Below are 25,865 nucleotides of genomic sequence, written 5' to 3'. Positions count from 1 at the left end.
GATTTAGAGCTTATTAAAGTCTCCGTCATTCTGAACAACGAGGAACGAGGTGATTCAGAATCTATCGTCCGGTTGAGGAGTGGTTAAGGTGACCAGCAAAGAATAGGAGCCTGCTGTTACCAGATTCTTAGTCTCTCTGGAACTCGCTAGAATGACGAGTTCTTTTGATTTAGAGCTTATTAAAGTCTCCGTCATTCTGAACAACGAGGAACGAGGTGATTCAGAATCTATCGTCCGGTTGAGCAGTGGTTAAGGTGACCAGCAAAGAATAGGAGCCTGCTGTTACCAGGTTCTTAGTCTCGCTGGAGTTGGCTAGAATGACGAGTTCTTTTGATTTAGAGCTTATTAAAGTCACCGTCATTCTGAACAACGAGGAACGAATGTGATTCAGAATCTATTGCCCGTAGTGCGGAAAGAAAGGCTCAAACTCAGACTGAGCGAGAGCCTCGAGAAATGCTTAAAGAATAATATCACGCACTTCTGGATCTTTACGATCTAAGTAGTGAGTCGATTTGATGCGGCGAATAGTTCGGCATCGACCGCGTACGAGCAGCGTTTCTGTGGTTGCAATATTGCCTTGACGAGAGATACCTTCCAGCAAGTCACCTTTAGTGATGCCTGTAGCTGAAAATACCACATTGTCGCTACGAGCCATGTCTTCCATTTTGAGGACAACATTCGCTTTTACGCCCATTTCATCGCAGCGTTTTAGTTCATCTGCACCGTAAATGCGGTTTTCTTCAGTATCGCCTTTTACCTCATGACGAGGAAGCAGGCGACCGTGCATGTCACCGTCTAGCGCTCGAATTACCGCTGCTGATACAACCCCTTCTGGCGCACCGCCAATACAGTACATCATGTCCACTTCACTGTCTGGCATACAAGTTAGAATAGAGGCTGCCACGTCACCATCAGGCACCGCAAAGACACGTACGCCCATTGCTTGCATTTCTGCAATAACGTTATCGTGGCGAGGTTTCGCAAGGGTAATAACGACTAGGGTATCAAGTGGCTTGTTCAGGGCTTTTGCTACGTTCTCTAGGTTTTCTTTTAACGGCTTTTCTAAGTCAATTACGCCTTTTGCACCAGGGCCAACAACCAGTTTTTCCATGTACATATCTGGCGCTTTAAGAAAGCTGCCTTTCTCACCTGCGGCAAGTACGGCTAGTGCGTTCGATTGTCCCATTGCCGTCATACGCGTTCCTTCAATCGGGTCGACTGCAATATCTATTTCATCACCACCAATACCCACTTGCTCACCAATGTACAGCATTGGCGCATCATCGATTTCACCTTCACCAATGACAATTTCACCACTGATATCTGTTTTGTTCAGTAGCGTGCGCATAACTTCAACAGCTGCGCCATCGGCTGCGTTTTTATCGCCACGGCCAAGCCATTTGTAACCAGCCAGAGCTGCACCTTCAGTCACACGGGAAAATGCCATTGCTAAATCGCGTTTCATGATGTCTCCAAGTAAGCAAGAGGGAAGAAGAATTTGCGCGGCGATTCTATCACAAGGTCGAGTAAACGTTTGCCTTTTTGCGAGGCTTTTACTTTATCTAACTTGAATTTGATCAATACTTAGGGCGATTTTCAGAGTAGCGGGACGCAAAATCCTTGCTCAAAAATGCTTCGGCGACAAGAAAAGTCAGCGTTTAGTGAGATTGCGCTGATTTTTTGACCGAATGATACAAAATATCGAATATAGTGAGTGTTTCTCATCGCGACGCTGAGTAGAATGAACCTTATATAGGTTAGGTGTGCATCAATCTCGCACATCGTCCCAACGGAATAACATAGGTAGGCCAAGATGTCTTTTGAAGTACTAGAACAACTAGAATCAAAAATTCAAACTGCAGTTGACACAATCACTCTTCTTCAGATGGAAGTCGAAGAGCTGAAAGAAGATAAAGCTAAACTTGCGGAAGAAGCTAACGAGCTTCGCTCTCAACGTGAAGAGCTAGAGCAAAAAGCACAACAAGCACAGCAAGAGCACGCACAATGGCAAGAGCGCATTCGTGCACTACTTGGCAAAATGGACGAAGTGGAATAATTCAGCTTCTTCATTCCAAATTAAAAACACCCGCGTTAAGCGGGTGTTTGTGTTTTAGGGAAGTAGAAAATGTTAAGACAAGGCTAGGCGCTAATAGCTAAGAGAAAACCCTATAACTTAGACACCTAAGACTCGCTATGCTTCCTCGTCCAACTCTAAATCAATATTCAATGGTTCTGGCGACAGGATAATTCCGGTGCTATCGGCATAAATATAATCTTCAGGTAAGAAGCTGACGCCGCCAAAGTTGACTGGTACATCCAATTCGCCAATACCCTGGCTGGTCGCTCCAACAGGAATAGAAGCGAGGGCTTGAATGCCTAAGTTCATATCTTCAAGTTCATCGACTTCACGAACACAGCCGTAAACGACAATGCCTTCCCACTCGTTTTCTTCCGCAATGGTTGCGATTTCTGCATCGATAAGGGCTTTACGTAGGGAACCGCCACCGTCAATTAACAAAACGCGACCAAGTCCATCTTGCTCTAATGTCTCGCGGATCAACGAATTATCTTCAAAACACTTGATGGTGGTGATTTGCCCGGCAAATGAAGCGCGACCGCCAAAGTTACTGAACATTGGTTCAACCACATCTACCTGATCGAGGTAGATATCACAGAGTGCTGAGGTATTGTATTCCATAGCGTACCTTTCTAAACAGAAATTGGTTGTCTTTGAGTATATCTAGGCATTAAGTCAATGCAATGACAATCCTTTTTTAACTTACTAGAGTTTGAGCTACCACAATTGTTGCAAACAAAATGTTGGTGACTAGAGAGCATTTCACGATGACTGGCATCATTGGTGCTATTTGAGCAGGCTTTTGTGTATGCCAAACCGCTTTACCATGATCGGCCACGAAATAAATACTAAGTAAGAATGGCAAGCTAATCCAAACGGGTTTGTCTTGAATTAACAAGTAAGCCGCAAAGGCAAGGATAGCTCCGCCAAGTAAAATAAAGTGGTACTGTTTGGCTTTACGTTGACCTAAGCGTACCGCCACCGTGCGTTTACCACACTCTCGGTCGTTCTCTATATCACGCATATTGTTGATATTGAGTACTGCAACGGCGAGTAAACCGCAGCCTAAAGCAGGTAAGAATAGCGTGGGGTCTACGTGACCAGTATGCAAGAAGTAGGTACCGGATACGCCGAGTAGACCAAAAAACAAGAACACTGATATATCGCCAAGCCCCACGTAACCGTATGGTTTGCTACCCATGGTATAAGCAATGGCGGCGAGAATGGCCAGAATTCCCAGCCCGATAAATGTGACAATGCTTTCCAGTGAACTTAGTGAATAGAAAACCAACACCAAGCCTGAAATGGCGGTCAGAACGATGTTAAAGATAATCGCCTGTTTCATCTGTTTAGCACTTACCGCGCCAGACTGCATCGCTCGTAATGGGCCGAGGCGTTTGTCGTTATCTGTACCTTGAACGGCATCGCCATAGTCGTTTGCCAGGTTGGACAGAATTTGCAGCAATGTCGCGGTTACGAAAGCCATGATGGCAATCGTCAGTGAGAAATGACCCGCCGAGTACGCGAGCACGCTACCTGTTAAGATAGAGACCAATGCCAGAGGTAATGTTTTTGGACGAGCGGCTTCAAGCCAGATCTGTAGAGATTGTTTCATGGAAATTTCGTGCTAGTAACCAATGTGCCCAGTATAAGCACAAAGAGGCAGATACGCTATTGACCTAAAACAACTCAACTAGAAGTCAAAGGGCGATTCAGAATCTATCGTCCGGTTGTGCAGTGATGAAGGTGAGTGGGAAAGAAAGGCGTTTGCTGTTAGCAGATTCTTAGTCTCGCTTGAGCTCGCTAGAATGACGAGATCTTTTTTGATTTAGGTGTTGTCACAGTGACCGTCATTCTGAACAGCGAGGAACGAGTGTGATTCAGAATCTATCGTCCCAATAGTGCCGTGGTTAAGGTGAGTGGGAAGGAATAGGAGCTTGCTGTTAGCTGAGTCTTAGTCTCGCTTGAGCTCGCTAGAATGACGAGATCTTTTGATTTAGATGTTGTCAAAGTCACCGTCATTCTGAACAACGAGGAACGAGTGTGATTCAGAATCCATCGTCTGGTTGTGCAGTGGTTAAGGTGAGTGGGAAAGAATAGGCGTCTGCTGTTAGCAGATTCTTAGTCTCGTTATAATGACGAGATCCTTTGATTTAAATGTTGTCTAAGTCACCGTCATTCTGAACAGCGAGGAACGAGTGTGATTCAGAATCTATCGTCCGTTTGTGAAGTGGTTAAGGTGAGTTGGAAAGAAAGGCGTTTGCTGTTAGCAGATTCTTAGTCTCGCTTAAGCTCGCTAGAATGACGAGATCTTTTTGATCTAGATGTTGTCTAAGTCACCGTCATTCTGAACAGCGAGGAACGAGTGTGATTCAGAATCTATCATTCGATTGTGAAGTGTTACGGTGAGAGAGAAATAATAGGCGTTTGCTGTTAGCAGATTCTTAGTCTCGCTTAAGCTCGCTAGAATGATGAGATCTTTTTGATTTAGGTGTTGTCACAGTCACCGTCATTCTGAACAGCGAGGAACGAGTGTGATTCAGAATCTATCGTCCGATTGTGCGGTGATTAAGGTGAGCGAGGAAGAGTAGGCGTCTGTTGTTAGCAGATTCTTAGTCTCGCTTGAGCTCGCTAGAATGACGAGAGCTTTTGATTTAGATGTTGTCAAAGTCACCGCCATTCTCAACAAAAAGCCCAGAAACAAGGTTCTGGGCTTTGGTGGGATAGATTGCGGTTAAAGAATAAAGCGGCTTAGATCTTCATCTTCAATCGTGTCGCCTAGGCGCGCTTTCACATAAGCGGAATCAATAACGAATTTAGCGCCAGATTGCTCCGCTGCGTCGTAAGAGATTTCATCCATCAAGCGTTCCATTACGGTGTGTAAGCGACGAGCACCGATGTTTTCTGTGCTTTCGTTGACCGTCCATGCCGCTTCCGCGATTTGCGTGATGCCGTCTTCTGTGAATTCGATGTCCACATCTTCCGTTTTCATCAACGCAACGTACTGCTCTGTTAGAGAGGCTTTTGGTTCTGTCAGAATGCGTTTGAAGTCGTTACTGCTTAGTGCTTCTAGCTCAACACGAATTGGTAGACGACCTTGCAATTCTGGGATCAAGTCAGATGGTTTTGCCACTTGGAATGCACCAGATGCAACAAACAGAATGTGGTCTGTTTTTACCATGCCGTGCTTAGTTGATACCGTGCTGCCTTCAATCAATGGAAGTAGGTCGCGCTGAACACCTTCGCGTGAAACGTCTGGGCCTGAGCTTTCGCCGCGTTTACAGATTTTGTCGATCTCATCGATAAATACGATGCCGTTGTTTTCAACGTTGAAAATCGCTGCTTCTTTCAGCTCTTCTTGGTTAACCAGTTTTGCCGCTTCTTCTTCCGCTAACGCTTTCATTGCGTCTTTGATTTTCAGCTTACGTTTTTTCTTAGTGTCGCCAGCGAGGTTTTGGAACATGCCTTGCAGCTGGTTAGTCATCTCTTCCATACCAGGAGGCGCCATGATCTCTACGCCCATCTGCGGTGCGGCTACGTCGATTTCAATTTCTTTATCGTCTAGTTGGCCTTCACGCAGTTTCTTACGGAAGATCTGGCGAGTGTGAGAAGACTCTTCCGTTTGCTCTGCTTGACCCCAGCTATCACGTGCTGGTGGCAGTAGCGCATCAAGAATGCGTTCTTCCGCTTGCTCTTCTGCGCGGAATTTCACTTTCTCCATCGCTTGTTGATGCGTCATTTTCACAGCGACATCTGTTAGGTCACGGATGATGGTTTCAACTTCTTTACCAACGTAACCCACTTCGGTGAATTTTGTCGCTTCAACTTTGATGAAAGGGGCATTTGCCAGTTTTGCGAGGCGTCGTGCGATTTCAGTCTTACCAACACCAGTAGGGCCAATCATCAAGATGTTTTTTGGCGTCACTTCGGCACGCAAGCTTTCTTCAAGCTGCATGCGGCGCCAGCGGTTACGAAGTGCAATCGCAACCGAACGCTTGGCTTTTTCTTGACCGATAATGTGGCGGTTCAATTCATGAACGATTTCGCGAGGCGTCATTTCAGACATATTCTTTCCTTACTTCGTTACGATTACGCGGTTGGTTTTTCAGGCTCTACTGTTGAGTCTAGCTCTTCTACCGTGTGGTGATGGTTCGTGAAGACACAAATATCACCCGCGATATTGAGAGCTTTTTCCGCGATCTCACGAGCATCTAGATCTGTGTTTTCTAGTAGGGCGGTTGCGGCAGCTTGTGCGTAAGCACCACCAGAGCCAATCGCAATCAGGTCGTGTTCTGGCTGTACGACATCACCATTACCGGTAATGATTAACGATGCGGTTTCGTCGGCAACGGCAAGTAAGGCTTCGAGCTTGCGCAGAGCACGATCGCTACGCCAGTCTTTGGCTAGCTCAACTGCCGCTTTGGTTAGGTGACCTTGGTGCATTTGCAGTTTGCTTTCGAAGCGCTCAAAAAGGGTGAAGGCATCCGCAGTACCGCCGGCAAAGCCCGCTAGTACTTGGTTGTTGTATAGGCGGCGAACTTTGCGCGCATTACCTTTCATTACGGTATTGCCTAGAGATACTTGGCCATCACCCGCGATGACGACTTTATTATTTCGACGTACAGATACAATGGTAGTCACAGTCGACCTCTTGATTATTTCTCTTTGGATTTAATTCAGTATATGGGGGAGGAGAAATGGGGATTCAAGGGGGCAAAAAGAAAGGCCCTAGGATCTTAGCTCCTAGGGCCTGAGTTTAAAGATTTTCTTTCCAAATCGCACACGGCTCGATTTTCGCGCGTTGCAGTTTATGACGGTCACGTTCTGCATCACGTTTGAACTTATACGGACCTAGCACCACGCGATACCATGAACTGCCTTCTTTCTTACGAATCTTGCTCGACATCCCTTGGAACGCGATTGCAAGCTTGCGCTCTTCGGCTTGTGCCTGAGTTTTGTACGCGCCACACTGCATGATGTAAGGAATTTTAGAAACTTCAATTTCTTTGGCCACAACTTCAACTTCACGTTTCGGTAGTGACTCAACATATTCCCATTTTTCTTCTGGTGGTGGCGGCAAGTCTTTTTTCGGCTTTGGTTTGCTTACAGTGGTTGTTGGCTGCTTCACGACTGGTTGTTTAGGTTCTGGGTCGCTACTCAAAAGGTAAAGACCATAGCCAAAACCGCCCACGAGCAAGATAGCGAGCAGGCCACTGCGCCAAGGTTTTTTTCTTCTCGGCGGCTGTTTTTTTGTCGACTTTTTTGGGGCGCCTCGCCCCCGTCTTACATAATCTCTATTTGCCACGGTTATTTCTGGTCATCAAGGATTCTTGCAAATATGTTAATCCAGAACGAGTTGAGAAAACACCCTATTGATAGAATCTTGATAGCTAAAGCGCGACAACGCCCGAGTGTAGGAGTGTGTTTCTGTTCTCGCTTATATTTATTCGGGGATATACAAAAAGCAGGAGGGGTAAATAAAAAAGCGGCGCCTTAGCACCGCTTTGGGGATGAATACCTAATCTTCAGGTTAAGGGCGCTGTGGTGGCGCTGCACTTCCACGAATGACGAGATTAGTTTCAAGCAGACGCGAGCCTGAATGCACGTCGTGGCCTTTTAACATCTCGAGCATCATTAGCATCGCTTGTCGACCAATCTCATAGCGAGGTTGAGAGATGGTGGTCAACGGTGGATCGCAGTACTGAGCGAAGTTAATGTCATCAAAGCCCACAACAGAGAGATCTTGCGGTACTCGTAAGCCAAGCTTTTTCGCTTCTTGAATTGCGCCGATGGCCATTGTGTCACAGTGACAGAAAATAGCCGTTGGTGGTTCTGGCAATTCGAGCAGTTTACGAACGGCTTTTGCTCCGCCATCAAAAGAAAACTCAGTAATGACACTATATTGTGGATCTTTATTGATGCCGGCACGGCGCAGGGCTTGTTGGTAGCCTTGCTGGCGGAACTGACACAATATTGCTGTATCTGGTCCAGAGATTTGAGCAATGCGTTTATGACCTAATTGGGTCAGGTAATTCACTGCTTCAAATGCAGAGGTCAGGTTATCAATATGTACTGTCGGAAGCTCGAGTTCAGGCGCAAATTCACACGCCATTACCATCGGAGGTAAGTTCTTTTGCTCTGGCTTACTGACATCGAATGGTAGATCTGTACCAAGCAGTAGCATTCCATCTGCCTGCTTAGTAAATACGAGGTTAACGAAAGAGCTTTCGCGTTTCTTCTGTTGTCCGCTATCGCCCAGCAGGACTAGATAACCATGTTCCATGGCTGCATCTTCAATACCGCGAATAATTTCAGAAAAATAAGGATCACAGATGTCGGGAACGATAGTAACAATGGTTTTTGATTCGTTTCTACGTAAGTTACGCGCTAATGAGTTTGGAGAATAACCCGCTTCAAGTACGGCATCTTCTACTCTCTTTCTTGTAGAAGAAGAGACTTTCTCTGGATTCATTAAGGCTCGAGATACCGTAGCCGTAGACACTCCCGCAAGCTGGGCAACATCCTTCATTGTCGCCATAGTTTTAACCTCTCATTTATTTTTTGCCAAGATGACGTTATTCCGGTTTGAAATCAGAGTAATCAAACCGAGTTAGAGCTGTGTTTGCTCTTCGCTCAGTTCGTGTTAACGAGTGGGAAAATGGATTCTTCACCGCGATATCAATTTGTGGGAATAGTCATTGTTTTAATCTAAGCCTGTGCAAACAAGTCACTTTAGACTTTTCTAATTTGGATAGTCTATTCATTTCTAAAGTGAAAGTTACGGTCTGTTTAACAAAAATTGTAATCTTGGTGTGATTCTGGTCACATTAAATGGTAATTCATTACATAGTTAAACGTTTGCTAGCTGAGATCTTGTGGTTCTATGTCTAAATTCCAGCGTACTTTCTTAGCATTTGGCAACAACTCAATAGCAGGTTTGGCACTGGTTAATAACTTTTGCATCAATGAACGATGCTGAGTTTGCAGTAATAGTTGCCAACGGTATTTACCAGCCCGCTTGGCCAAAGGTGAAGGAGTAGGGCCTAACACCATGCAGGAATCATCGAACAGAGGGTGTGACTCTAACGTAAAGCGAACCTGACGCAGGAAGTCTTCAACTACCTCACTTTGGTTCGCCTCTGCTTTAAACAGAGTCAAGAAACTATAAGGCGGAAGCTGAGCCAGTTTGCGTTCTTCCAGAGCAGTCATAGCAAAGTGGCGATAGTCTTTTTGAAGCAGGGCTTGCAGCAAGCTGTGCTCAGGATGGTGGGTTTGTAGGATAACCTCGCCAGGTTTACTTGCGCGGCCGGCACGACCTGCGACCTGAATAAACAACTGCGCTAGTCGCTCGGAAGCGCGGAAGTCACTACTATAGAGAGAGCCATCAACATCCAAAAGAGCAACGAGCGTTACATTTGGAAAATGGTGCCCCTTAGCCAGCATTTGGGTGCCAATCAGAATTTGATGTTCACCTTTGCGAATCGATTCAAGGGCATCTTCCAAACTACCTTTGCGACGTGTGCTGTCTCTGTCGATGCGAATGGCGTTGTATTCTGGAAATAACTGAGCCAATTGTTGTTCGAGTTGTTCCGTTCCTACGCCGACGGTAACCAATTGGGTTGAACCACACCCCTGACATTGATGAATCACCGGTTGTTGTGAGCCGCAGTGATGGCAGCGTATTTCGTTGCTGTAATGGTGGAACGTATAGTACGCATCACAGCGTTTACATTCTGCAATCCAACCGCATTCATGGCACATCAAAGCGGGCGAAAAGCCTCGACGGTTAAGAAACAACATTACTTGATTGCCCGCTTTTAAATGCTTGCGCATCTCGGCAATCAGTTGGGCAGATAAACCACTTTCTAAATACTGACCTTTTACATCTAACACTTTATTAGTGGTTGGCACGGCAGAGCCAGCTCGTTGGGTTAGTGTTAAATGGTGATATTTGCCTGACAAGGCATTGTGTAATGTCTCCAGTGCAGGTGTGGCTGAGCCCAGAACAATCGGAACTTGTTCTTTATGAGCGCGCATTACAGCAACATCGCGTGCATGATAACGCAAGCTATCTTGCTGTTTGTAAGAGGTGTCATGTTCCTCGTCCACAATGATAATCCCGAGATCAGCAAAAGGCGCGAGTAGGGCAGAGCGTGTGCCGATAATGATTCCGGCCGCTTTGTCGCGTGCAGAAAGCCACGCATTCAGACGCTCCATCTCGTTTAACCCGGAGTGGATGACGTCAACTGGCACATTAAAACGGTGTTTAAAGCGGTTGATGGTTTGGGGCGTTAAGCCAATCTCTGGTACTAAAACCAAGGCTTGTTTACCTTGCTCTAAAACTGGCTTGATAAGGTTTAAGTAAACTTCTGTTTTACCAGAGCCCGTGACGCCTTCTAATAAATAGGAGGCAAAACCTGTTTGGCTATTTACACTCGCAATAGCCAGCGCTTGTTCGTGGTTGAGCTTTGGCTTTTCGACGTCGCATTCAACGTGCTGTCCCCACTGGGTGATTACAGGCTTCTTCTCGATACGTTCAATCCAGCCTTTCTCTTCTAAAGACTTTAGTACTGTTGAGGCTATCTCTTGGTCGACAAATTCCTGGTGAGGCAAAGCGCCGTTAACCAACATTTGCAAGACCTTCTGTTGTTTGACCGCTCGACGATCAAGCCCTTGCATCAGCTTGTCTTTACCGGATTCGGTAATTTGCCACTCTTGTAGCGTCGCAAAATCTGCAGGCTTTCCTTTACGTAGAGCTGCTGGCATCGCATTGTGTAGCGTATCTCCAAGTGGGTATTGGTAGAACTGGCTGCACCAAGTCAGCAACGAATAAAGCTTTTCAGACCATATCGGCTGAGAATCAAGAACTGCTTTGATTGGCTTGAGTTGATCTTTGGGAAAGTCCGAGTGATTAACCATCGCGGTGACGATGCCAACTAACGTTTGACGTCCAAAAGGTACGGATACGCGTCCGCCAATGATCGGAAACAGGTGCCCCGGAATGGCGTAATCAAATTGTTTGTCGAGCGGAACGGGTAATGCCACTCTAGCAATGGTTGGACGCATAAATTCTTAGCTATTAAAAAAGAGGGAAAGGAAATGAGAGTCTATTAAAATAGGTATGGAAATTCGAGTAAAGCAATGCGATTCAGCGTGAATCGTTCCTCTATGATTAGTCTGGCTAAAAAAGTGGCGAAAAAGTTGCCAAATGTGTTGATCCGAGCAATGTGATTCTTTACTATATCGCGCCTTGAGATATGGCTTCGGCAATTAGTTGATGCGGTATCCCATTTTATTATTAATTGCGTGTGGTGTGCGGCTTAGATTCGTATAGCGACACGGCCTACTATTGAGGTTATCCCATGAAAGCTGGTATCCACCCAGAATACAAAGCAGTAAAAGCGACTTGTTCTTGCGGCAACTCTTTTGAGTTCAACTCTACTCTAGGTAAAGAGTCTATCCACCTAGACGTATGTGACAAGTGTCACCCATTCTACACTGGTAAGCAACGTATCGTTGATACAGGCGGCCGTGTTGATCGCTTCAACAAGCGTTTCGGTGCACTATCAAGCGGTAAGAAATAATAGCAGCCGCTATTACGATTACAGTTTAGAAAAGGACGCTTCGGCGTCCTTTTTGTTTTAATGGCTACCAAGCGAAGAGGAATGTATGGGGTTTGGAATATTCCCGATTATTTTTCACTCAGCGCTTGCAACCTAAAGTGTGATCTGTATAATGCAGCGCACTGGTTAAGCCAGTTGTGAACCAATGAGCAGTGAGGAGCGAGCAAATCTAAGGATTTGTGAGGTAATGTATACTCAGCTTATGTTCGCGGTTAATACAATTAGCTATCTTTTCTTCGGAAAAACTATCCTCAAAGGTGACTTTGGCATATAGGGATAGTTAATCGAAAATTAACTGACAATGCGTCCTAATCTTGGATGCTACGGTTTCACATAAATCAATCGGCATTCTCTCGTCTCGACGAGTTTGAGTGGCGATATTGTTTGTGTAATTTATTAAATTTGGAGCTCTGTCTCATGCAGAACCAACGTATCCGTATCCGCCTAAAAGCTTTCGATTACAAACTAATCGATGCTTCTACAGCGGAAATCGTTGAAACAGCTAAGCGCACTGGCGCACAGGTTCGTGGTCCAATCCCACTGCCAACTCGTAAAGAGCGTTTCACAGTTCTTATCTCTCCACACGTTAACAAGAAAGCACGTGACCAGTACGAAATCCGTACTCACAAGCGTCTAATCGACATCGTTGAGCCAACAGACAAGACTGTTGATGCTCTAATGCGTCTAGACCTTGCTGCGGGCGTTGACGTTCAAATTAGCCTAGGTTAAGGGAGATTAGAAGTATGATTGGTCTAATCGGTCGTAAAGTGGGCATGACCCGCGTATTTACTGAAGAAGGCGTTTCTATCCCAGTAACAGTTGTTGAGGTTGAAGCTAACCGTGTTTCTCAAGTGAAAACTCTTGAAACTGACGGCTACGCAGCAATCCAGGTTACAGCTGGTTCTAAGAAAGCTAACCGCGTAAACAAAGCTGAAGCAGGTCACTTTGCTAAAGCTGGCGTTGAAGCTGGTCGCGGTCTTTGGGAATTCCGTTTAGAAAACGGCGAAGAGTTCGAAGTTGGTTCAGAACTAACTGTTGAACTATTCAACGAAACTAAGAAAGTAGACGTTACTGGTACATCTAAGGGTAAAGGTTTCCAAGGCGCTGTTAAGCGTTGGAACTTCCGTACTCAAGATATGACTCACGGTAACTCATTGTCTCACCGTGCTCCTGGTTCTATCGGTCAATGTCAGACTCCAGGTCGCGTATTTAAAGGCAAGAAAATGGCAGGTCACATGGGTGCTGAGCGTGTAACGACTCAAAACCTAGAGATCGTACGTGTTGACGCTGAGCGCAACCTGCTTCTTATTAAAGGTGCAGTCCCAGGCGCAACTGGCGGCAACGTGATCGTTAAACCAGCTGTTAAAGCATAACGTCTCAGGAGTAAGTAATGGAACTAATGGTTAAAGGTGCCGATGCACTAACTGTTTCCGAAACTACTTTCGGACGTGAGTTTAACGAAGCTCTTGTACACCAAGTAGTTGTTGCGTACGCAGCAGGTGCTCGTCAAGGTACTCGTGCTCAAAAAACACGTTCAGAAGTTTCTGGCGGTGGCGCTAAGCCATGGCGTCAAAAAGGTACTGGCCGTGCGCGTGCTGGTACAATCCGTAGCCCAATCTGGCGTACAGGTGGTGTTACTTTTGCTGCGAAACCACAAGATCACAGCCAAAAAGTAAACAAAAAAATGTACCGTGGTGCTATGAAGAGCATTCTTTCTGAGCTTGTTCGTCAAGAGCGTCTAATCGTTGTTGATAACTTCTCAGTTGAAGCACCAAAGACTAAAGAGCTAGTTGCTAAGCTTAAAGAGCTTGAGCTAACTGACGCTCTAATCGTGACTAGCGAAGTAGATGAGAATCTATTCCTAGCTGCTCGTAACCTATACAAAGTTGACGCACGTGATGTTGCTGGTATCGATCCAGTATCTCTAATCGCGTTTGACAAAGTTGTAATGACTGCAGAAGCAGTTAAGCAAGTAGAGGAAATGCTAGCATGATCACTGAAGAGCGTATCCTAAAAGTTCTACGTGCACCGCACATCTCTGAAAAAGCAACTATGGCAGCTGAGAAAGCGAACACTATCGTTTTCAAAGTAGCTAAAGATGCGACTAAAAAAGAGATCAAAGCAGCTGTAGAAAAGCTATTTGAAGTTGAAGTTAAGTCTGTAAATACTCTTATCACTAAGGGTAAGACCAAACGTCAAGGTCTACGCCAAGGTCGCCGCAGCGACGTTAAGAAAGCGTACGTTACTTTGAAAGAAGGTCAAGATCTTGACTTCGTTGGCGGCGCGGAATAACAGGAGTAGTTAAAAATGGCTATTGTTAAATGTAAGCCGACTTCCCCTGGTCGTCGTCACGTTGTTAAAGTTGTTAACGCTGACCTACACAAGGGCAAGCCATACGCACCTCTTCTAGAGAAAAACTCTAAGAACGGTGGTCGTAACAACAAGGGTCGTATCACAGTACGTCACATCGGCGGTGGTCACAAGCACCACTACCGTGTAGTTGACTTCAAACGTACTAAAGATGGTATTCCAGCGACAGTTGAGCGTCTTGAATACGATCCAAACCGTAGCGCAAACATTGCTCTAGTTCTTTACAAAGACGGTGAGCGTCGCTACATCCTAGCACCTAAAGGTGTTGTAGCTGGTGATGTTATTCAGTCTGGTGTTGATGCACCAATCAAAGCTGGTAACACTCTACCAATGCGTAATATCCCAGTAGGTTCAACAGTACATAACGTTGAACTTAAGCCTGGTAAAGGTGGTCAGCTAGCTCGTTCGGCTGGTGCTTACGCTCAAATCGTTGCTCGCGACGGTGCGTACGTAACTATCCGTCTACGTTCTGGCGAGATGCGCAAAGTTCTTTCTGAAGGCCGTGCAACAATCGGTGAAGTTGGTAACTCTGAGCACATGCTACGTGAACTTGGTAAAGCAGGTGCATCACGTCATCGCGGTATCCGTCCAACGGTTCGTGGTGTTGTAATGAACCCGATTGACCACCCACATGGTGGTGGTGAAGGTCGTACTTCTGGTGGTCGTCACCCAGTATCTCCTTGGGGTATGCCTACTAAAGGCTTCAAGACTCGTAAGAACAAACGCACTGACAAGTACATCGTACGTCGTCGTAACAAGTAATCTATATAAAGAGGAATCGCCATGCCACGTTCTCTCAAGAAAGGTCCTTTTATTGACCTACACTTGCTGAAGAAGGTAGAGAAAGCGGTGGAAAGCGGAGACAAAAAGCCTATTAAGACTTGGTCCCGTCGTTCAATGATCATCCCTACGATGATCGGTTTGACCATCGCTGTCCATAATGGTCGTCAGCACGTACCAGTATTTGTAACTGATGAAATGATCGGTCACAAACTGGGTGAATTCGCACCAACACGTACTTACCGCGGTCACGCTGCGGATAAGAAAGCTAAGAAGCGCTAAGGAGTAGATAATGGAAGCAATTGCTAAACATAACTTTGCTCGCATTTCGCCTCAGAAAGCTCGCTTAGTTGCGGATCTAATCCGTGGTAAATCTGTTGACCAAGCTCTAGAAATCCTAACGTTCAGCAACAAAAAAGCTGCTGCACTAGTTAAGAAAGTTCTAGAGTCTGCTATCGCTAACGCGGAGCACAACGAAGGTGCAGATATTGACGATCTGAATGTCGCAAAAATCTTTGTAGATGAAGGCCCAACCATGAAGCGTATTATGCCTCGTGCTAAAGGTCGTGCGGATCGTATCTTGAAGCGTTCAAGCCACATCACTGTTGTTGTAGCAGATCGCTAGAGACTAGGAGAGTAAGCAATGGGTCAAAAAGTACATCCAAATGGTATTCGTCTAGGCATCGTTAAGCCTTGGAATGCTACATGGTTTGCTAACACCAAAGATTTCGCTGACAACCTAGACGGCGACTTCAAGGTACGTCAGTTCCTTACAAGTGAACTGAAAAAAGCGTCTCTATCACGTATCGTTATCGAGCGTCCTGCTAAGAGCATCCGTGTGACTATTCACACTGCTCGTCCAGGCGTTGTTATCGGTAAGAAAGGTGAAGACGTTGAGAAGCTACGCGCAGCTGTAGCTAAAATTGCAGGTGTACCAGCGCAAATTAACATCGCTGAAGTACGTAAGCCTGAACTAGATGCGCAACTTGTTGGTGACAGCATCGCGTCTCAGCTAGAGCGTCGTGTTATGTTCCGTCGTGCTATGAAGCGCGCAGTACAAAACGCAATGCGCCTAGGCGCTAAAGGTATCAAAGTGGAAGTAAGCGGTCGTCTAGGCGGCGCTGAAATCGCACGTTCAGAGTGGTACCGTGAAGGCCGTGTGCCTCTACACACTCTACGTGCTGACATTGATTACGCAACTTCTTCGGCTCACACTCAATACGGTGTGATCGGCATTAAAACTTGGATCTTCAAAGGTGAAATCCTAGGTGGTATGCCAGCAGCTAACGCTGTAGAGCCTAAAGGCGACAAGCCTAAGAAGCAGCGTAAAGGCCGTAAGTAAGGAGTCGACAGATGCTACAACCTAAACGTACTAAGTTCCGTAAGGTTCAGACTGGTCGTAACCGTGGTCTAGCTAAAGGTACTGATGTAAGCTTCGGCGAATTCGGTCTTAAAGCTGTTGGCCGTGGTCGTCTAACTGCTCGTCAAATCGAAGCGGCACGTCGTGCAATGACACGTCACGTTAAGCGTCAAGGTAAAATCTGGATCCGTGTGTTCCCAGACAAACCAATCACAGAAAAACCACTTGAAGTTCGTCAAGGTAAGGGTAAAGGTAACGTTGAGTACTGGGTAGCCCAAATCCAACCTGGTAAGGTTATGTACGAAATGGGTGGTGTACCTGAAGAATTGGCACGTGAAGCGTTCCGTCTTGCGGCACGTAAACTGCCTTTCAAAACTACATTTGTAACTAAGCAGGTGATGTGATGAAAGCACAAGATCTACGCGAGAAAAGCGTTGAAGAGCTTAACGCTGAGCTAATGAATTTGCTACGCGAACAGTTCAACTTGCGCATGCAAGCTGCGACTGGTCAACTACAGCAAACTCATACTCTGAAAGCTGTACGCCGTGATATCGCACGTGTGAAAACTGTTTTGACTGAGAAGGCAGGCGCATAATGAGCGAAGTAAAACGTACTCAACAAGGTCGTGTTGTTAGCGACAAGATGGACAAGTCTATCACTGTTGCTATCGAACGTTTCGTAAAACACCCAATCTACGGTAAATACGTAAAACGTACGACTAAAGTACACGCACATGACGAGAACAACGAGTGTGGCCTAGGCGACACAGTTGAAATCGCAGAGTGTCGTCCACTGTCTAAGACTAAGTCTTGGACTTTGGTAAAAGTTCTAGAAAAGGCGAAGATTTAATCTCGTTAATTCTATGAAACTAAAGCGGCTCCAAAATATTTTTGGAGCCGTTTATTTTTTGACTACCCAATCACAAAAAAGGGTGGTACAATTCGCGTCCCTTTTAAAGAGGCAGCCCGACCCGTGATGGGTCTAGTTATTAATATTTAGCGGAGCACTAACATGATCCAAATGCAAAGTATGCTGGACGCAGCTGATAACTCAGGCGCACGCAGCGTAATGTGTATTAAGGTTCTGGGTGGCTCTCACCGCCGTTATGCACATATCGGTGACGTCATCAAAGTTACTGTGAAGGAAGCAATCCCTCGCGGTAAAGTTAAAAAAGGTGATGTTCTGAAGGCGGTGGTAGTGCGCACCCGTAAAGGCGTACGTCGTCCTGACGGTTCTGTCATTCGCTTCGACCGAAATGCTTGCGTATTGCTAAACGACAATACTGAGCAACCAATCGGTACACGTATCTTTGGTCCTGTGACACGCGAACTTCGTGGCGATAAGTTCATGAAGATCGTTTCACTGGCTCCAGAAGTTCTGTAAGGAGCACGTAGAAATGGCAGCTAAAATCCGTCGTAATGACGAAGTAATCGTTCTTGCTGGTAAAGACAAAGGCAAGAAAGGTAAAGTAACTAAGGTTCTAGCAACTGGTAAAGTTATCGTTGAAGGTATCAACCTAGTTAAGAAACATCAGAAACCTGTTCCAGCTATGGGTATCCAAGGCGGTATCGTAGAGCAAGAAGCAGCTATCGACGTTTCTAACGTGGCTATCTTTAACGCAGCTACTGGTAAAGCTGACCGTATCGGTTTCCGTTTTGAAGACGGCAAAAAAGTTCGTTTCTTCAAGTCTAACGGCGAAACCGTTTCTAACTAATAGAAGTAATTTGGAGTTCTACTATGGCGAAACTGCATGATTACTACAAGTCGTCTGTAGTCGCTGAACTGACCAAACAGTTCGGTTACACAAGCGTCATGCAAGTCCCTAGAATCGAGAAAATCACCCTAAACATGGGTGTTGGTGAAGCAATCAACGATAAGAAACTGCTAGAAAATGCAGCGTCTGATATGGCAACGATCTCTGGTCAAAAGCCACTTATCACAAAAGCGCGCAAATCTGTTGCAGGTTTCAAAATCCGTGAAGGCTACCCTATCGGTTGTAAAGTAACCTTGCGTGGCGAACGTATGTGGGATTTTCTTGAGCGTTTAATTAACATCGCTCTTCCACGTGTACGTGACTTCCGTGGTGTTAGCGCTAAGTCTTTTGACGGTCGCGGTAACTACAGCATGGGCGTTCGCGAGCAAATCATCTTCCCGGAAATCGACTTTGATAAAGTTGATCGAGTACGCGGTCTAGACATCACTATTACGACGTCTGCTGGTACTGATGAGGAAGGCCGTGCTCTGCTGGCTGCCTTTAACTTCCCATTCCGTAAGTAAGGTGAAGGGTTACTGTTATGGCTAAAAATTCAATGAAAGCACGTGAAGCAAAACGTGCGAAGCTAGTAGCTAAGTTCGCTGAAAAGCGTGCAGCGCTAAAAGCTATCATCAGCGATGTAAACGCATCTGAAGAAGATCGTTGGAACGCGGTTCTTACACTGCAATCTCTTCCACGTGATTCAAGTGCATCACGTCAGCGCAACCGTTGCAACCAAACTGGTCGTCCACACGGTTACCTACGTAAGTTCGGTCTAAGCCGTATTAAGGTTCGTGAAGCTTGCATGAAAGGCGAGATTCCGGGTCTTCGTAAGGCTAGCTGGTAATTGCCACTTAATCATTTGGAGTAAATCATATGAGCATGCAAGATCCGATTTCGGATATGCTGACCCGCGTTCGTAACGGTCAGGCAGCAAACAAAGTTGCTGTAAAAATGCCTTCTTCAAAGCTTAAAGTTGCAATTGCTGCACTACTAAAAGCTGAAGGTTACATCGTTGACTTCGCTGTTGAAGGCGAAGCAAAACCTGAGCTAGAAGTTACACTTAAGTACTTCCAAGCTAAACCAGTAATCGAGCAACTTAAACGTGTTTCTCGTCCAGGTCTACGTGTTTACAAGAAGAAAGATGAACTTCCTTCTGTAATGGGTGGTCTTGGTATTGCTATCGTTTCTACTTCCAAGGGTCTTATGTCAGACCGCGCTGCACGTAAAGCAGGTCTTGGTGGTGAAATCATCGCTTACGTAGCTTAATAAGGAGTAGACTATGTCTCGTGTTGCAAAAGCACCTGTCGCTATTCCAGCTGGCGTAGAGGTGAAACTAAACGGCCAAGAAATCACTGTAAAAGGTGCGAAAGGCGAACTAACTCGCGTTCTTAACAACGCAGTTGTAATCGCTCAGGAAGAAAATAACCTGACTTTCGGTCCTAAAGAAGGTGTTGCTAACGCATGGGCTCAAGCAGGTACTGCTCGCGCTCTAGTTAACAACATGGTTGTTGGTGTTACTGAAGGCTTTACTAAGAAGCTAACTCTTAAAGGTGTAGGTTACCGTGCTGCTATCAAAGGCAACGCTGTAGGTCTAACACTAGGCTTCTCACACCCAGTTGAGCACGAGTTGCCAGCGGGTATTAAAGCTGAATGTCCAAGCCAAACTGAAATCGTGATCACTGGTGCTGACAAGCAACTAGTTGGTCAAGTTGCGGCTGACATTCGTTCTTACCGTGAGCCTGAGCCATACAAAGGCAAAGGTGTTCGTTACGCAGATGAAAATGTGCGTACTAAAGAAGCTAAGAAGAAGTAAGGTAACACTATGGATAAGAAAGCATCTCGCATCCGTCGTGCTACACGTGCACGTCGTAAGATTGCAGAACTGGGTGCGACTCGCCTAGTTGTACACCGTACTCCTCGTCACGTGTACGCACAGGTTATCGCGGCTAACGGCTCTGAGGTTATCGCAGCAGCTTCTACTGTAGAAAAAGCGATCCGTGAGCAAGTGAAATACACTGGTAACGTTGATGCAGCTAAAGCAGTGGGTAAAGCTATTGCTGAGCGCGCTCTAGAGAAGGGCGTAACTGCAGTTGCATTTGATCGTTCTGGTTTCCAATACCACGGTCGAGTAGCGGCGCTAGCAGAATCTGCTCGCGAAGCTGGTCTGAAATTCTAAGGTAGGGTTGGAAGATGGCTAAAGAACAACAAGTTCAAGCGAATGATTTGCAAGAAAAGCTAATCGCAGTTAACCGTGTTTCTAAAACGGTTAAAGGTGGTCGAATCATGAGCTTCACTGCACTAACAGTAGTTGGTGACGGTAACGGTCGTGTAGGTTTCGGTTACGGCAAAGCTCGTGAAGTACCTGCAGCGATTCAAAAAGCAATGGAAAAAGCGCGTCGTAACATGACTACGATCGCTCTAAACGAAGGCACTCTTCACCACCCAGTGAAAGGTCGCCATTCGGGCTCTAAAGTTTACATGCAGCCTGCTGCAGAAGGTACTGGTGTTATCGCAGGTGGTGCGATGCGTGCAGTACTAGAAGTTGCTGGTGTACACAACGTACTATCTAAAGCGTACGGTTCTACGAACCCTATCAACATCGTTCGTGCAACGATCGATGCACTAGGTAGCATGAAGTCACCAGAAATGGTTGCTGCTAAACGTGGTCTAACTGTTGAATCTATTTCGGAGTAAGAACACCATGGCAACTATTAAAGTAACTCAAACTAAAAGCTCAATTGGTCGTCTGCCAAAGCACAAAGCTACTTTGCGCGGTCTAGGTCTTCGTAAAATCAACCACACAGTAGAACTTGAAGATACTCCGTGTATTCGCGGTATGATCAACAAGGTTTACTACATGGTTAAAGTTGAGGAGTAATCAGAATGCGTTTGAATACTCTAGCACCGGCTGCTGGCGCGAAAACTTCTGCGAAGCGAGTAGGTCGTGGTATCGGTTCAGGCCTAGGTAAAACTGGTGGCCGTGGTCACAAAGGTCAAAAATCACGTTCTGGCGGCAGTGTTCGTCCAGGTTTCGAAGGCGGTCAGATGCCTCTGAAACAACGTCTACCAAAATTCGGTTTCACTTCTCGTAAGAGCCTAGTGTCTGCTGAAGTTCGTCTAGCTGAGCTAGCGAAAGTTTCTGGTGACGTAGTTGATCTAAACAGTCTTAAAGCTGCTAACATCATCACTAAGAACATCGAATTTGTAAAAGTTGTTCTTTCTGGTGAAATCAACAAAGCAGTGACTGTTAAAGGTCTACGTGTGACTAAAGGCGCTAAAGCTGCAATCGAAGCTGCAGGCGGTAAAATCGAGGAATAATCTCGAGGAACGAGGTACAGATGGCTAAGAAACCAGGACAAGATTTTCGTAGTGCTCAGAGCGGCTTAAGTGAACTAAAGTCGCGCTTGTTATTCGTAATTGGTGCACTTTTAGTATTCCGAGCCGGCTCTTTTGTGCCGATTCCTGGTATTGACGCTGCTGTACTTGCCGATTTGTTCGAACAGCAAAAAGGTACCATCGTTGAAATGTTTAACATGTTCTCCGGTGGTGCTCTTGAGCGTGCATCTATATTAGCATTGGGCATCATGCCGTATATTTCGGCATCTATTGTTGTCCAATTGCTAACTGTAGTTCATCCAGCGTTAGCTGAACTCAAAAAAGAGGGTGAAGCAGGCCGTCGTAAGATAAGCCAATACACACGCTACGGCACGCTTGTACTTGCAACCTTCCAAGCTATAGGTATTGCAACTGGCCTACCAAACATGGTCGACAATCTGGTTGTTATCAACCAAACCATGTTTACGCTAATTGCTACCGTAAGTTTAGTAACCGGTACCATGTTCTTGATGTGGTTAGGTGAACAAATTACAGAGCGCGGAATTGGTAACGGTATTTCGATACTGATTTTTGCAGGTATTGTTGCTGGATTGCCTTCTGCAATCGGTCAAACAATCGAGCAAGCGCGTCAAGGTGAATTGCATGTACTTCTTCTGTTGCTAATCGCGGTATTAGCTTTTGCAGTAATTTACTTCGTTGTTTTCATGGAACGTGGTCAACGCCGAATCGTCGTTAACTATGCGAAACGTCAACAAGGTCGTAAAGTATTTGCTGCGCAAAGCTCGCACTTGCCTCTTAAAATTAACATGGCAGGTGTAATTCCAGCGATTTTTGCATCAAGTATTATCTTGTTCCCAGGAACATTGGCTCAGTGGTTTGGTCAAAACGGTGAGAGCAGCGCGTTCGGTTGGTTAACTGACGTGTCTTTGGCTCTTAGCCCAGGTCAACCGTTGTATGTAATGCTTTATGCAGCAGCAATTATCTTCTTCTGTTTCTTCTACACGGCGTTGGTTTTCAACCCGCGTGAAACAGCAGATAACTTGAAGAAGTCTGGTGCATTCGTACCCGGTATCCGCCCAGGTGAGCAGACAGCGAAATACATTGATAAAGTAATGACACGTTTAACCCTTGCTGGTGCACTGTACATTACCTTTATCTGTCTGATTCCCGAGTTCATGATGGTCGCGTGGAACGTACGTTTCTACTTCGGCGGTACATCGCTACTAATCGTAGTTGTTGTAATTATGGACTTTATGGCACAGGTACAGACTCATCTGATGTCTCAACAGTATGATTCTGTGTTGAAGAAAGCGAATCTGAAAGGCTACGGCCGTTAATCCGGCGGTAGACTCAGTTTCATTTACGGAGTTTAGCAATGAAAGTTCGTGCTTCCGTTAAAAAAATCTGCCGTAACTGTAAAGTAATCAAGCGTAACGGTGTCGTTCGCGTGATTTGCAGTGAGCCAAAGCACAAACAGCGCCAAGGCTAATTAGCAGAAATTTTTACTTGAAAATGAAGGTTGGGTCGAGTATATTCCTCGGCCTACCTTTTGCGTGCAAAAGAAGTAGTATTCCGCAGCGTATCCATAACGGGCTTTGCTGCGGCTAATTCTTTTATAGAAACACTTAGGAGTGAATAATGGCCCGTATAGCAGGCATTAACATTCCTGATCAGAAACATGCAGTAATCGCTCTAACAGCGATCTACGGCATCGGTAAAACTCGCTCTCAAGCTATCCTAGCTGAAGTGGGTATTGCTGAAAATGTTAAGATCAGTGAACTAACTGAAGAGCAGATCGATCAACTGCGTGATGGTGTAGCTAAGTACACTGTAGAAGGTGATCTACGTCGTGAAGTATCTATGAACATCAAGCGTCTTATGGACCTTGGCTGTTACCGTGGTCTTCGTCATCGTCGCAGTCTACCACTACGTGGACAGCGTACTAAAACCAACGCTCGCACCCGTAAGGGTCCGCGTAAGCCGATCAAGAAATAATCGGGAAGGTAGAGTACAATGGCTAAACAACCAACTCGCGCTCGTAAGCGCGTACGCAAGCAAGTTGCAGATGGCGTTGCGCACATCCATGCTTCTTTCAATAACACAATCGTAACCATTACTGACCGTCAAGGTAACGCTCTTGCATGGGCTACTGCAGGTGGTTCTGGTTTCCGTGGTTCTCGTAAGTCTACTCCGTTCGCTGCACAGGTTGCTGCTGAGCGTTGTGCTGAAATGGCTAAAGAATACGGCCTAAAGAACTTGGAAGTTATGGTTAAGGGTCCTGGTCCAGGTCGCGAATCTACTGTTCGTGCACTAAACGCCGCTGGTTTCCGCATCACAAACATCGTTGATGCTACACCAATCCCTCATAACGGTTGTCGTCCACCTAAGAAACGTCGCGTATAACGTTTCTAGGACAATTGGAGAAGAATCATGGCAAGATATTTGGGTCCTAAGCTGAAGCTTAGCCGTCGTGAAGGCACTGACTTATTCCTTAAGTCTGGTGTTCGCGCGATCGATACCAAGTGTAAAATTGATAACGCACCAGGTGTACACGGCGCTCGTCGCGGTCGTCTATCTGAGTATGGCGTTCAGCTTCGTGAGAAGCAAAAAGTACGTCGTATGTACGGCGTTCTAGAAAAACAATTCCGTAACTACTACAAAGAAGCTGCTCGCCTAAAAGGCAACACTGGTGAAAACCTACTTCAGCTTCTTGAAGGTCGTCTTGATAACGTAGTTTACCGCATGGGCTTTGGCGCAACTCGCGCAGAAGCACGTCAGCTAGTTAGCCACAAAGCTATCCTAGTAAACGGTAAAGTTGTAAACGTTCCTTCTTTCAAAGTAGCGGCTAATGACGTTGTTTCTATTCGCGAGAAAGCTAAACAGCAAGCTCGTATCAAAGCAGCTCTAGAAGTTGCTGAACAACGTGAAAAACCAACTTGGATTGAAGTAGATGGTGGCAAGATGGAAGGTACATTCAAGCGTATGCCTGAGCGTTCTGATCTATCAGCTGACATCAACGAACAATTGATCGTCGAGCTTTACTCTAAGTAAGGTTTAAACTAAAGAGAGGACACAATGCAGGGTTCTGTAACAGAATTTCTTAAGCCACGTCTAGTTGACATCGAACAGATCAGCTCGACTCACGCAAAAGTAACTCTTGAGCCATTAGAGCGTGGCTTTGGTCATACTCTGGGTAATGCACTTCGCCGCATCCTTCTATCTTCTATGCCAGGTTGTGCTGTAACAGAAGTAGAAATTGAAGGCGTACTTCATGAGTACAGCACGAAAGAAGGCGTTCAAGAAGATATTCTTGAAATTCTTCTAAACCTTAAAGGTTTGGCTGTGCGCGTTGCCGAAGGCAAAGATGAAGTGTTCATTACTTTGAACAAATCAGGCTCGGGCCCTGTGGTTGCAGGTGACATCACCCATGATGGTGATGTAGAGATCGCTAACCCTGAACACGTAATTTGTCACCTGACGGATGACAACGCTGAGATCGCAATGCGTATCAAAGTTGAACGTGGTCGTGGTTATGTTCCAGCTTCTGCGCGTATCCATAACGAAGAAGACGAGCGTCCTATCGGTCGCCTACTAGTAGATGCTACTTACAGCCCAGTAGACAAAATTGCCTACGCTGTAGAAGCAGCTCGTGTAGAACAGCGTACTGATCTAGACAAGCTTGTTATCGATATGGAAACAAACGGTACTCTAGAACCTGAGGAAGCAATCCGTCGCGCAGCTACAATCCTAGCTGAACAATTGGATGCATTCGTAGATCTTCGTGATGTACGAGTTCCTGAGGAGAAGGAAGAGAAGCCAGAATTCGATCCGATCCTACTGCGTCCTGTAGACGATCTTGAACTAACAGTTCGCTCTGCTAACTGTCTGAAAGCAGAAGCGATTCACTACATCGGTGATCTAGTACAACGTACTGAGGTTGAGCTACTTAAAACGCCTAACCTTGGTAAAAAATCTCTTACTGAGATTAAAGACGTACTTGCGTCACGTGGTCTGTCTCTGGGCATGCGCCTAGAAAACTGGCCACCTGCATCAATCGCTGAAGATTAATCGATACTAGTTAGAAGGATTAGGTCATGCGCCATCGTAAGAGTGGTCGTCAACTCAACCGCAACAGCTCACATCGCAAAGCGATGTTCAGCAACATGGCTAGCTCTCTAGTACGTCATGAAGTTATCAAGACTACTTTGCCAAAAGCAAAAGAGCTACGTCGCGTAGTTGAGCCTTTGATTACACTAGCTAAGACTGACAGTGTTGCTAACCGTCGTCTAGCATTTGCACGTACTCGTGACAACGAAGTAGTTGCAAAACTATTTAACGAACTAGGTCCACGTTTTGCTGCTCGTCAGGGCGGTTACACTCGTATCCTAAAAGCTGGCTTCCGTGCTGGTGATAAAGCTCCAATGGCTTACATTGAGCTTGTAGATCGCCCAGCTGCTGAAGAAGCTGCTGAGTAATCAGTTCGTAAGAACGAGAAAGCCGAGCATTAGCTCGGCTTTTTTGTATCTGTAATTCAGAAACCTTTATATCCAGCCTGCATTTATT

General features: G+C 45.8%; 38 protein-coding genes. 30 read left to right on the top strand and 8 right to left on the bottom strand.

What is annotated here, in order from left to right; genetic code table 11:
• Positions 1–457: 457 nt before the first annotated feature.
• A complete protein-coding gene (gene glpX, locus R7O13_RS12605; protein WP_318303964.1) occupies positions 458–1,465 on the bottom strand; it encodes a class II fructose-bisphosphatase in 1,008 nt (335 codons plus the stop codon).
• 348 nt (positions 1,466–1,813) lie between these two features.
• Here glpX and zapB point away from each other — a divergent pair, with 348 nt between their 5' ends.
• On the top strand, positions 1,814–2,056 hold the full coding sequence (gene zapB / locus R7O13_RS12600) for a cell division protein ZapB (protein ID WP_005379536.1): 243 nt from the start codon (positions 1,814–1,816) through the stop codon (positions 2,054–2,056).
• A gap of 135 nt (positions 2,057–2,191) precedes the next feature.
• Here the strand turns inward: zapB and rraA are convergent, their stop codons facing one another.
• The 7 genes from rraA to priA all read right to left on the bottom strand — a co-directional run bounded on the left by rraA (position 2,192) and on the right by priA (position 11,143).
• A complete protein-coding gene (rraA, locus tag R7O13_RS12595) occupies positions 2,192–2,698 on the bottom strand; it encodes a ribonuclease E activity regulator RraA (RefSeq protein ID WP_005379537.1) in 507 nt (168 codons plus the stop codon).
• Between the two features lie 76 nt (positions 2,699–2,774).
• Positions 2,775–3,692, bottom strand: coding sequence for a 1,4-dihydroxy-2-naphthoate polyprenyltransferase (locus R7O13_RS12590; protein WP_318303961.1), 918 nt, complete (start codon positions 3,690–3,692; stop codon positions 2,775–2,777).
• A 1,119-nt stretch (positions 3,693–4,811) separates the two neighbouring features.
• A complete protein-coding gene (gene hslU, locus R7O13_RS12585) occupies positions 4,812–6,143 on the bottom strand; it encodes an HslU--HslV peptidase ATPase subunit (RefSeq protein WP_025768349.1) in 1,332 nt (443 codons plus the stop codon).
• Positions 6,144–6,166: 23 nt separating this feature from the next.
• The gene (gene hslV / locus R7O13_RS12580; RefSeq protein WP_005383176.1) at positions 6,167–6,718 is read right to left on the bottom strand and encodes an ATP-dependent protease subunit HslV; all 552 of its coding nucleotides are present in this window, start codon (positions 6,716–6,718) and stop codon (positions 6,167–6,169) included.
• A gap of 115 nt (positions 6,719–6,833) precedes the next feature.
• Positions 6,834–7,382: a cell division protein FtsN gene (gene ftsN, locus R7O13_RS12575; RefSeq protein ID WP_017820300.1), complete on the bottom strand. Its 549-nt coding sequence runs from the start codon at positions 7,380–7,382 to the stop codon at positions 6,834–6,836.
• A gap of 225 nt (positions 7,383–7,607) precedes the next feature.
• Positions 7,608–8,615, bottom strand: coding sequence for a DNA-binding transcriptional regulator CytR (gene cytR / locus R7O13_RS12570; protein WP_005379543.1), 1,008 nt, complete (start codon positions 8,613–8,615; stop codon positions 7,608–7,610).
• A gap of 323 nt (positions 8,616–8,938) precedes the next feature.
• Entirely contained in the window at positions 8,939–11,143 is a 2,205-nt protein-coding gene (gene priA, locus R7O13_RS12565; protein WP_318303958.1) for a primosomal protein N', read from the bottom strand.
• A gap of 296 nt (positions 11,144–11,439) precedes the next feature.
• On the opposite strand from priA, the gene rpmE reads away from it, so the two are divergent.
• The 29 genes from rpmE (at position 11,440) to rplQ (ending at position 25,777) form a co-directional block, all read left to right on the top strand.
• Positions 11,440–11,661 (top strand): 50S ribosomal protein L31, encoded by a 222-nt coding sequence (rpmE, locus tag R7O13_RS12560; RefSeq protein WP_005379546.1) that lies wholly within the window; start codon positions 11,440–11,442, stop codon positions 11,659–11,661.
• Between the two features lie 456 nt (positions 11,662–12,117).
• Positions 12,118–12,429, top strand: coding sequence for a 30S ribosomal protein S10 (gene rpsJ, locus R7O13_RS12555; protein ID WP_004410492.1), 312 nt, complete (start codon positions 12,118–12,120; stop codon positions 12,427–12,429).
• A 14-nt stretch (positions 12,430–12,443) separates the two neighbouring features.
• Positions 12,444–13,073, top strand: a complete 630-nt coding sequence (gene rplC, locus R7O13_RS12550; protein ID WP_005379555.1) for a 50S ribosomal protein L3 — start codon at positions 12,444–12,446, stop codon at positions 13,071–13,073.
• Positions 13,074–13,090: 17 nt separating this feature from the next.
• Positions 13,091–13,693: a 50S ribosomal protein L4 gene (gene rplD, locus R7O13_RS12545; protein WP_005379556.1), complete on the top strand. Its 603-nt coding sequence runs from the start codon at positions 13,091–13,093 to the stop codon at positions 13,691–13,693.
• The gene (gene rplW / locus R7O13_RS12540) at positions 13,690–13,992 is read left to right on the top strand and encodes a 50S ribosomal protein L23 (protein WP_004398471.1); all 303 of its coding nucleotides are present in this window, start codon (positions 13,690–13,692) and stop codon (positions 13,990–13,992) included. Before rplD ends, rplW begins: the two co-directional genes overlap by 4 nt.
• Positions 13,993–14,007: 15 nt before the next feature.
• Complete coding sequence (rplB, locus tag R7O13_RS12535) at positions 14,008–14,832, top strand: 50S ribosomal protein L2 (RefSeq protein WP_005383168.1); 825 nt, start codon at positions 14,008–14,010, stop codon at positions 14,830–14,832.
• 21 nt (positions 14,833–14,853) lie between these two features.
• The gene (rpsS, locus tag R7O13_RS12530; protein ID WP_004394525.1) at positions 14,854–15,132 is read left to right on the top strand and encodes a 30S ribosomal protein S19; all 279 of its coding nucleotides are present in this window, start codon (positions 14,854–14,856) and stop codon (positions 15,130–15,132) included.
• Between the two features lie 10 nt (positions 15,133–15,142).
• Positions 15,143–15,475 (top strand): 50S ribosomal protein L22, encoded by a 333-nt coding sequence (gene rplV, locus R7O13_RS12525; RefSeq protein ID WP_005383164.1) that lies wholly within the window; start codon positions 15,143–15,145, stop codon positions 15,473–15,475.
• A gap of 18 nt (positions 15,476–15,493) precedes the next feature.
• Positions 15,494–16,192 (top strand): 30S ribosomal protein S3, encoded by a 699-nt coding sequence (gene rpsC / locus R7O13_RS12520; RefSeq protein ID WP_005383161.1) that lies wholly within the window; start codon positions 15,494–15,496, stop codon positions 16,190–16,192.
• A gap of 11 nt (positions 16,193–16,203) precedes the next feature.
• Entirely contained in the window at positions 16,204–16,614 is a 411-nt protein-coding gene (rplP, locus tag R7O13_RS12515) for a 50S ribosomal protein L16 (RefSeq protein WP_005379577.1), read from the top strand.
• Positions 16,614–16,805 carry a 50S ribosomal protein L29 gene (rpmC, locus tag R7O13_RS12510; protein WP_005379576.1) on the top strand — a complete coding sequence of 64 codons (192 nt, stop codon included), beginning with the start codon at positions 16,614–16,616 and terminating at the stop codon, positions 16,803–16,805. The genes rplP and rpmC overlap by 1 nt, the downstream gene beginning before the upstream one ends.
• Positions 16,805–17,059 (top strand): 30S ribosomal protein S17, encoded by a 255-nt coding sequence (gene rpsQ, locus R7O13_RS12505; RefSeq protein ID WP_005379575.1) that lies wholly within the window; start codon positions 16,805–16,807, stop codon positions 17,057–17,059. The genes rpmC and rpsQ overlap by 1 nt, the downstream gene beginning before the upstream one ends.
• Positions 17,060–17,221: 162 nt before the next feature.
• Positions 17,222–17,593 (top strand): 50S ribosomal protein L14, encoded by a 372-nt coding sequence (gene rplN, locus R7O13_RS12500; protein ID WP_004410450.1) that lies wholly within the window; start codon positions 17,222–17,224, stop codon positions 17,591–17,593.
• 13 nt (positions 17,594–17,606) lie between these two features.
• Entirely contained in the window at positions 17,607–17,924 is a 318-nt protein-coding gene (gene rplX, locus R7O13_RS12495) for a 50S ribosomal protein L24 (RefSeq protein WP_005379574.1), read from the top strand.
• Positions 17,925–17,947: 23 nt separating this feature from the next.
• On the top strand, positions 17,948–18,487 hold the full coding sequence (rplE, locus tag R7O13_RS12490; RefSeq protein WP_005379573.1) for a 50S ribosomal protein L5: 540 nt from the start codon (positions 17,948–17,950) through the stop codon (positions 18,485–18,487).
• Positions 18,488–18,504: 17 nt separating this feature from the next.
• Complete coding sequence (gene rpsN / locus R7O13_RS12485; protein WP_004410442.1) at positions 18,505–18,810, top strand: 30S ribosomal protein S14; 306 nt, start codon at positions 18,505–18,507, stop codon at positions 18,808–18,810.
• A gap of 29 nt (positions 18,811–18,839) precedes the next feature.
• Positions 18,840–19,232 carry a 30S ribosomal protein S8 gene (gene rpsH, locus R7O13_RS12480; protein WP_005379572.1) on the top strand — a complete coding sequence of 131 codons (393 nt, stop codon included), beginning with the start codon at positions 18,840–18,842 and terminating at the stop codon, positions 19,230–19,232.
• Between the two features lie 13 nt (positions 19,233–19,245).
• Positions 19,246–19,779, top strand: a complete 534-nt coding sequence (rplF, locus tag R7O13_RS12475; protein WP_005379570.1) for a 50S ribosomal protein L6 — start codon at positions 19,246–19,248, stop codon at positions 19,777–19,779.
• 9 nt (positions 19,780–19,788) lie between these two features.
• Complete coding sequence (rplR, locus tag R7O13_RS12470; protein WP_005379568.1) at positions 19,789–20,142, top strand: 50S ribosomal protein L18; 354 nt, start codon at positions 19,789–19,791, stop codon at positions 20,140–20,142.
• 14 nt (positions 20,143–20,156) lie between these two features.
• On the top strand, positions 20,157–20,660 hold the full coding sequence (rpsE, locus tag R7O13_RS12465) for a 30S ribosomal protein S5 (RefSeq protein WP_004745894.1): 504 nt from the start codon (positions 20,157–20,159) through the stop codon (positions 20,658–20,660).
• A 7-nt stretch (positions 20,661–20,667) separates the two neighbouring features.
• On the top strand, positions 20,668–20,844 hold the full coding sequence (gene rpmD / locus R7O13_RS12460; RefSeq protein WP_005379565.1) for a 50S ribosomal protein L30: 177 nt from the start codon (positions 20,668–20,670) through the stop codon (positions 20,842–20,844).
• Positions 20,845–20,849: 5 nt separating this feature from the next.
• Positions 20,850–21,284, top strand: coding sequence for a 50S ribosomal protein L15 (rplO, locus tag R7O13_RS12455; RefSeq protein ID WP_005383155.1), 435 nt, complete (start codon positions 20,850–20,852; stop codon positions 21,282–21,284).
• Positions 21,285–21,304: 20 nt separating this feature from the next.
• Positions 21,305–22,639: a preprotein translocase subunit SecY gene (gene secY / locus R7O13_RS12450; RefSeq protein WP_005379562.1), complete on the top strand. Its 1,335-nt coding sequence runs from the start codon at positions 21,305–21,307 to the stop codon at positions 22,637–22,639.
• A gap of 38 nt (positions 22,640–22,677) precedes the next feature.
• Positions 22,678–22,791 carry a 50S ribosomal protein L36 gene (gene rpmJ, locus R7O13_RS12445; protein WP_000868186.1) on the top strand — a complete coding sequence of 38 codons (114 nt, stop codon included), beginning with the start codon at positions 22,678–22,680 and terminating at the stop codon, positions 22,789–22,791.
• A gap of 149 nt (positions 22,792–22,940) precedes the next feature.
• On the top strand, positions 22,941–23,297 hold the full coding sequence (rpsM, locus tag R7O13_RS12440) for a 30S ribosomal protein S13 (protein WP_005383154.1): 357 nt from the start codon (positions 22,941–22,943) through the stop codon (positions 23,295–23,297).
• A gap of 18 nt (positions 23,298–23,315) precedes the next feature.
• A complete protein-coding gene (gene rpsK, locus R7O13_RS12435; RefSeq protein ID WP_001118870.1) occupies positions 23,316–23,705 on the top strand; it encodes a 30S ribosomal protein S11 in 390 nt (129 codons plus the stop codon).
• A 27-nt stretch (positions 23,706–23,732) separates the two neighbouring features.
• A complete protein-coding gene (rpsD, locus tag R7O13_RS12430; RefSeq protein WP_005383146.1) occupies positions 23,733–24,353 on the top strand; it encodes a 30S ribosomal protein S4 in 621 nt (206 codons plus the stop codon).
• 24 nt (positions 24,354–24,377) lie between these two features.
• The gene (locus tag R7O13_RS12425) at positions 24,378–25,370 is read left to right on the top strand and encodes a DNA-directed RNA polymerase subunit alpha (RefSeq protein ID WP_005383143.1); all 993 of its coding nucleotides are present in this window, start codon (positions 24,378–24,380) and stop codon (positions 25,368–25,370) included.
• A 26-nt stretch (positions 25,371–25,396) separates the two neighbouring features.
• Positions 25,397–25,777 carry a 50S ribosomal protein L17 gene (gene rplQ, locus R7O13_RS12420; RefSeq protein WP_005383141.1) on the top strand — a complete coding sequence of 127 codons (381 nt, stop codon included), beginning with the start codon at positions 25,397–25,399 and terminating at the stop codon, positions 25,775–25,777.
• The last annotated feature ends 88 nt before the right edge of the window (positions 25,778–25,865 follow it).

The sequence above is a fragment of the Vibrio sp. Y176 genome (genome assembly GCF_033438945.1).
Note: the sequence above shows the minus strand (reverse complement) of the source record. Positions and strands in the feature narration are given on the sequence as shown.

What these genes read in the sequence shown, in the direction of transcription:
- rplX (WP_005379574.1), top strand. Translation starts at nt 17,607, where the DNA reads ATGGCAGCTAAAATCCGTCGTAATGACGAAGTAATCGTTCTTGCTGGT.
- rraA (WP_005379537.1), bottom strand. Translation starts at nt 2,698, where the DNA reads ATGGAATACAATACCTCAGCACTCTGTGATATCTACCTCGATCAGGTA.
- rplE (WP_005379573.1), top strand. Translation starts at nt 17,948, where the DNA reads ATGGCGAAACTGCATGATTACTACAAGTCGTCTGTAGTCGCTGAACTG.
- priA (WP_318303958.1), bottom strand. Translation starts at nt 11,143, where the DNA reads ATGCGTCCAACCATTGCTAGAGTGGCATTACCCGTTCCGCTCGACAAA.
- R7O13_RS12590 (WP_318303961.1), bottom strand. Translation starts at nt 3,692, where the DNA reads ATGAAACAATCTCTACAGATCTGGCTTGAAGCCGCTCGTCCAAAAACA.
- rpsM (WP_005383154.1), top strand. Translation starts at nt 22,941, where the DNA reads ATGGCCCGTATAGCAGGCATTAACATTCCTGATCAGAAACATGCAGTA.
- rplB (WP_005383168.1), top strand. Translation starts at nt 14,008, where the DNA reads ATGGCTATTGTTAAATGTAAGCCGACTTCCCCTGGTCGTCGTCACGTT.
- rpsN (WP_004410442.1), top strand. Translation starts at nt 18,505, where the DNA reads ATGGCTAAAAATTCAATGAAAGCACGTGAAGCAAAACGTGCGAAGCTA.
- rpmC (WP_005379576.1), top strand. Translation starts at nt 16,614, where the DNA reads ATGAAAGCACAAGATCTACGCGAGAAAAGCGTTGAAGAGCTTAACGCT.
- hslU (WP_025768349.1), bottom strand. Translation starts at nt 6,143, where the DNA reads ATGTCTGAAATGACGCCTCGCGAAATCGTTCATGAATTGAACCGCCAC.
- rpmJ (WP_000868186.1), top strand. Translation starts at nt 22,678, where the DNA reads ATGAAAGTTCGTGCTTCCGTTAAAAAAATCTGCCGTAACTGTAAAGTA.
- rpsJ (WP_004410492.1), top strand. Translation starts at nt 12,118, where the DNA reads ATGCAGAACCAACGTATCCGTATCCGCCTAAAAGCTTTCGATTACAAA.
- rplV (WP_005383164.1), top strand. Translation starts at nt 15,143, where the DNA reads ATGGAAGCAATTGCTAAACATAACTTTGCTCGCATTTCGCCTCAGAAA.
- rplR (WP_005379568.1), top strand. Translation starts at nt 19,789, where the DNA reads ATGGATAAGAAAGCATCTCGCATCCGTCGTGCTACACGTGCACGTCGT.
- rplQ (WP_005383141.1), top strand. Translation starts at nt 25,397, where the DNA reads ATGCGCCATCGTAAGAGTGGTCGTCAACTCAACCGCAACAGCTCACAT.
- rplP (WP_005379577.1), top strand. Translation starts at nt 16,204, where the DNA reads ATGCTACAACCTAAACGTACTAAGTTCCGTAAGGTTCAGACTGGTCGT.
- rplC (WP_005379555.1), top strand. Translation starts at nt 12,444, where the DNA reads ATGATTGGTCTAATCGGTCGTAAAGTGGGCATGACCCGCGTATTTACT.
- rpmD (WP_005379565.1), top strand. Translation starts at nt 20,668, where the DNA reads ATGGCAACTATTAAAGTAACTCAAACTAAAAGCTCAATTGGTCGTCTG.
- cytR (WP_005379543.1), bottom strand. Translation starts at nt 8,615, where the DNA reads ATGGCGACAATGAAGGATGTTGCCCAGCTTGCGGGAGTGTCTACGGCT.
- rplN (WP_004410450.1), top strand. Translation starts at nt 17,222, where the DNA reads ATGATCCAAATGCAAAGTATGCTGGACGCAGCTGATAACTCAGGCGCA.
- rpsD (WP_005383146.1), top strand. Translation starts at nt 23,733, where the DNA reads ATGGCAAGATATTTGGGTCCTAAGCTGAAGCTTAGCCGTCGTGAAGGC.
- rpsE (WP_004745894.1), top strand. Translation starts at nt 20,157, where the DNA reads ATGGCTAAAGAACAACAAGTTCAAGCGAATGATTTGCAAGAAAAGCTA.
- rplO (WP_005383155.1), top strand. Translation starts at nt 20,850, where the DNA reads ATGCGTTTGAATACTCTAGCACCGGCTGCTGGCGCGAAAACTTCTGCG.
- rplW (WP_004398471.1), top strand. Translation starts at nt 13,690, where the DNA reads ATGATCACTGAAGAGCGTATCCTAAAAGTTCTACGTGCACCGCACATC.
- rplD (WP_005379556.1), top strand. Translation starts at nt 13,091, where the DNA reads ATGGAACTAATGGTTAAAGGTGCCGATGCACTAACTGTTTCCGAAACT.
- secY (WP_005379562.1), top strand. Translation starts at nt 21,305, where the DNA reads ATGGCTAAGAAACCAGGACAAGATTTTCGTAGTGCTCAGAGCGGCTTA.
- rpsK (WP_001118870.1), top strand. Translation starts at nt 23,316, where the DNA reads ATGGCTAAACAACCAACTCGCGCTCGTAAGCGCGTACGCAAGCAAGTT.
- rpsC (WP_005383161.1), top strand. Translation starts at nt 15,494, where the DNA reads ATGGGTCAAAAAGTACATCCAAATGGTATTCGTCTAGGCATCGTTAAG.
- glpX (WP_318303964.1), bottom strand. Translation starts at nt 1,465, where the DNA reads ATGAAACGCGATTTAGCAATGGCATTTTCCCGTGTGACTGAAGGTGCA.
- rpsH (WP_005379572.1), top strand. Translation starts at nt 18,840, where the DNA reads ATGAGCATGCAAGATCCGATTTCGGATATGCTGACCCGCGTTCGTAAC.
- rplF (WP_005379570.1), top strand. Translation starts at nt 19,246, where the DNA reads ATGTCTCGTGTTGCAAAAGCACCTGTCGCTATTCCAGCTGGCGTAGAG.
- R7O13_RS12425 (WP_005383143.1), top strand. Translation starts at nt 24,378, where the DNA reads ATGCAGGGTTCTGTAACAGAATTTCTTAAGCCACGTCTAGTTGACATC.
- rpmE (WP_005379546.1), top strand. Translation starts at nt 11,440, where the DNA reads ATGAAAGCTGGTATCCACCCAGAATACAAAGCAGTAAAAGCGACTTGT.
- rpsQ (WP_005379575.1), top strand. Translation starts at nt 16,805, where the DNA reads ATGAGCGAAGTAAAACGTACTCAACAAGGTCGTGTTGTTAGCGACAAG.
- zapB (WP_005379536.1), top strand. Translation starts at nt 1,814, where the DNA reads ATGTCTTTTGAAGTACTAGAACAACTAGAATCAAAAATTCAAACTGCA.
- rpsS (WP_004394525.1), top strand. Translation starts at nt 14,854, where the DNA reads ATGCCACGTTCTCTCAAGAAAGGTCCTTTTATTGACCTACACTTGCTG.